A 4,088-nucleotide genomic window follows, 5' to 3' on the forward strand; every position below is an offset into this window, starting at 1 on the left:
CCGGTCCGGGCTGCGGCTGCCCGGACCGGCGGCCGCGTACAAGGTCGATGAGCGACGGACCGCCCCGCAGGCACCACAGGGCGATCACCGGATCGCAGATCGCGCAGCCCAGGGAGGAGGTGTGCGCGAAGGGAATGATCGGGTTGCCCTTGATGTGGTGGACGATGTCCCATGCCGTGTGCAGCAGCCAGCCGATGCCGATCCACGTCCACGACTCCAGGCCGCGGAAGGCGACATAGGTGAGCAGCACGGTGAAGGGGAACTCCCAGCCGCCCATGCCGCCGCCACTGAGGTACGCCGCGCCGGCGCCGCCGACCATGACCGCGTTCAGACGCCGCCGGTGCGGTTCGCGCACGAGGGACATCAACAGGGCGTAGAGGATGCCGATGCCGATCGGCGCGACGTACTGCATGGAGGAGCCGTCTCTGGAGTCGGGGCAGGAACGGATCACCACGCTAGGTCCGGTTCCGCCCGCCCCCCAGCGGCATTACCGACAGGTTCCCACGGGTATTCGCCAGCCGCCCGGGGGCCGGTTCGTGCCGCCTGCGACCGGACGGAAAACGCGCCCCTGCCCAGTAGTACGAAGATCCATTCCCGCTCTTTCGTGTAATAGCACCATGACGCTGTGTGAGGAAGGCTTGGGCGTGCACATCGATGCCCGAGGCATATGGGCGTCGGTCACAACCGGGAGGGCAGTTCTCTATGTCGGTAGGCGAAGAGGTCCGCACGGAGCAGACCAAGCCGCAGCAGAGTCTCGGCACGGCGGCCGCGCGGAACCTGGCCACCACGACCAAGTCCGTGCCGCAGATGCAGGAGATCAGCTCCCGCTGGCTGCTGCGGATGCTGCCCTGGGTCGACATCCAGGGCGGTACGTACCGGGTGAACCGGCGGCTGACGTTCGCCGTGGGCGACGGCCGGCTGACGTTCGTGAAGACCGGCGACCGCGTCGAGGTCATCCCCGCGGAGCTGGGCGAACTGCCGGCGCTGCGGTCGTACGAGGACGAGGAGGTGCTCTTCGAGATCGCCCGGCGCTGCGAGCAGCGGGAGATCGCCGCGGGCGAGGTGATCGCCTCGTTCGGCAGCCCGTCCGACGAGCTGTACCTGCTGGCGCACGGCCGGGTGGAGAAGGTCGGCACGGGCCCGTACGGGGACGACGAGTCCCTCGGCGTCCTCGCCGACGGCGCCTACTTCGGCGACGACGCGCTGCTGAACGAGGACGCGATCTGGGAGTACACGGCCCGCGCGCTCACCCCGTGCACCGTCCTCGTGCTGCCCCGCGCGGAGTTCGCGCAGATCGCCGAGCGCTCGGACACGCTGCGCGAGCACCTCCAGCAGCTCCGCTCGATCCCCTCGCAGCGCTCCAACAAGTACGGCGAGAAGGAGATCGACCTCGCCGCCGGACACTCCGGCGAGCCCGACATCCCGCACACCTTCGTCGACTACGAGGCCAGGCCCCGTGAGTACGAGCTGAGCGTCGCCCAGACCGTGCTGCGCATCCACACGCGCGTGGCCGACCTCTACAACCAGCCCATGAACCAGACCGAGCAGCAGATCCGGCTGACGGTCGAGGCGCTCAAGGAGCGCCAGGAGCACGAGCTCATCAACAACCGCGACTTCGGTCTCCTGCACAACTGCGAGTACGACCAGCGGATCCAGCCGCACGACGGCGTGCCCGGCCCGGACGACCTGGACGAACTGCTCAGCAGGCGCCGCGGCACCAAACTGCTCCTGGCCCACCCGCGCGCGATCGCCGCGTTCGGCCGTGAGCTCAACAAGCGAGGGCTCGTCCCCGAGACCATCGACATGTCCGGCAACCGCATCCCCACCTGGCGCGGGGTGCCGATCTTCCCGTGCAACAAGATCCCGGTGACTTCGGAGCGGACGACGTCGATCATCGCCATGCGTACCGGCGAGAGCGACCAGGGCGTCATCGGCCTGCGGGCCTCCGGCATCCCGGACGAGATCGAGCCGAGCCTGTCGGTGCGCTTCATGGGCATCAACGAACAGGCCATCATCAAGTACCTGGTCACGGCCTACTACTCGGCCGCGGTCCTGGTACCGGACGCGCTCGGTGTCCTGGAGAACGTCGAGATCGGCCGCTGGCGGTGACGCTTCCGGTACGCCGGCCGTGTCCGCGCCCGCCGGCGCGGGTACACCCTCGGGGTACGCGCCCAGCGGCAGCGGAAGCGCCGGCATCCGCTCAGTCTCCGAGGCGGTCCCATGGGTGAGTCCCTTACGGAGTTCAGGACGCAGACGGCGCTGCCCGCCCCCGGTGGGCAGCGCGGTACCGAGCCCGGGCGTGCGGCCGGGGCGCCGGAAAGGCGGGGGCTCATCGGGACGCAGCGGGACGGCCGGCCGGGGCCGGACGAGGGCCACGAGGCGGTCATGCTCCTGGAGCGGGCCCGGGCGGAGGTCGACCCGGTTCTGCGGGACGCTCTCGGCTCACTGCCCGGGCCGATGCGCCGGATCGCGCGCTACCACTTCGGCTGGGAGCAGGCGGACGGCACGCCGGCCGAGGGTGGCTCCGGCAAGGCGATCCGGCCCGCGCTCGTCCTCGCCGCGGCGGCCGCCCTCGGCGGCCCCGAGGCACGGGCGGCGGCGGTCCGGGCGGCCGCGGCGGTGGAACTGGTCCACAACTTCACGTTGCTGCACGACGACGTGATGGACCGGGACACCACCCGGCGCCACCGGCCCACCGCGTGGACTGTGTTCGGTGACGCCGACGCGATCCTCGCCGGGGACGCCCTCCAGGCGCTGGCCGTGCGGCTCCTCGCCGAGGACCCGCATCCGGCGGCGAAGGCCGCCATGGCCCGGCTCGCGGACTGCGTGGTCGAACTGTGCGCGGGACAGCATGCGGACACGGCCATGGAACGGCGCGCTCCGGACGAGGTCACGCTCGACGAGGTGCTCGCCATGGCGGAGGCCAAGACGGGCGCACTGCTGGGGAGCGCCTGTGCGCTCGGCGGGCTGTACGCGGGTGCGGGGGACGCGGACGTGGCGGCGCTGGACGCGTTCGGCCGGGAGGCCGGGCTCGCCTTCCAGCTCATCGACGACGTCATCGGCATATGGGGCGACCCGCGCCGCACCGGCAAGCCCGTCGGCGCGGACCTGGCCGCCCGCAAGAAGTCCCTGCCGGTCGTGGCGGCCTTCGCCTCCGGCACGCCGGCGGCCGCGGAACTCGCCGAACTGTACGCCCGGCCCAGCCAGAAGGAGGACATCGACCACATCGCCATGACCGTGGAGCGGGCGGGCGGCCGTGACTGGGCACAGAACCAGGCGGCCGACCGGATGGCCCTGGCGATGCAGCAACTGGCCCGCGCGGTGCCGGACCCGGAGGCGGCGGGCGGTCTGCTGGCCCTCGCCGAGTTCGTGACACGGCGCAGCAGTTGACGGCCGAGGGTGTGGACATCGGCCGTCCGCAGCGGCAGGCGGTGCGAACATCGGCCGTCCGCAGCGGCACGCGGTGTGGCAACCGGCCGTCGGCGGCACCTGAGTCGACCTTCGGGTGACCGAAGGGCAGGACTCCGGAGCGCCGGGGCCGTACGGCTCCTGACCCCGTACGGCCCCGGGCCTCCGGTCAGGCGGGTCCCGCACTTCCCCACGGTGTGCGGGGCCCGCCCCCTGGAGCCGGCGATCACAGGCGCCTTGGGCGACTGCCCGATGAAATCCGGCCAAACCCCGCCCCATGCGCCGGGACGGCTCCCAACCGCCCTACGATCAACGCCCGTCGGGACGAGTGAAGGGGCGGGACATGGGTGTGGCGATCCGGACGGCGGGCGTGGAGGACCGGGACCTGGTCGTCCGGCTGCTGGACGAGGCGTTCCAGGACGACCCCGTGAGCGGCTGGGTCTTCCCCGGGGAGGAGGACCGTCGTGCCCACCATCCCGGGCTCATGGCCGCCTTCACCGACATCGTGCTCGAGGCCGGGCGCATCGACCTCACCGAGGACGGTTCGGCCTGTGCGCTGTGGCTGCCCATGCCGGCCGACGACCATGGCGGTGACGCCGAGGACGACGGTCCGGCCCGGATACGTCAGGCCGTCGACCCGGACAACGAACACATCGAGGCGATCGCCCGGCTGACCGCCG

The 4,088-nt window shown here is 71.7% G+C and carries 3 protein-coding genes and 1 pseudogene; 3 read left to right on the forward strand and 1 reads right to left on the reverse strand.

Going from position 1 to position 4,088, the window contains the following annotated elements:
* The coding region (locus tag CCL05_RS40260; protein WP_107400581.1) for a DUF6010 family protein at nt 1-412 on the reverse strand (412 nt) is incomplete at its 3' end.
* Between the two features lie 290 nt (nt 413-702).
* Between CCL05_RS40260 and CCL05_RS40265 the strand changes: the two genes are divergently transcribed.
* The 3 genes and pseudogenes from CCL05_RS40265 to CCL05_RS40275 all read left to right on the forward strand — a co-directional run.
* Nucleotides 703-2,109 carry a family 2B encapsulin nanocompartment shell protein gene (locus tag CCL05_RS40265; RefSeq protein ID WP_086565552.1) on the forward strand — a complete coding sequence of 469 codons (1,407 nt, stop codon included), beginning with the start codon at nt 703-705 and terminating at the stop codon, nt 2,107-2,109.
* A 111-nt stretch (nt 2,110-2,220) separates the two neighbouring features.
* On the forward strand, nt 2,221-3,390 hold the full coding sequence (locus CCL05_RS40270; RefSeq protein ID WP_208641725.1) for a family 2 encapsulin nanocompartment cargo protein polyprenyl transferase: 1,170 nt from the start codon (nt 2,221-2,223) through the stop codon (nt 3,388-3,390).
* A gap of 361 nt (nt 3,391-3,751) precedes the next feature.
* Nucleotides 3,752-4,088 (forward strand): annotated as a pseudogene (locus tag CCL05_RS40275) (GNAT family N-acetyltransferase); the annotation flags it as partial.

Source organism: Streptomyces africanus, from assembly GCF_002150735.1.
In the GTDB taxonomy this organism is placed as follows: domain Bacteria; phylum Actinomycetota; class Actinomycetes; order Streptomycetales; family Streptomycetaceae; genus Streptomyces; species Streptomyces africanus.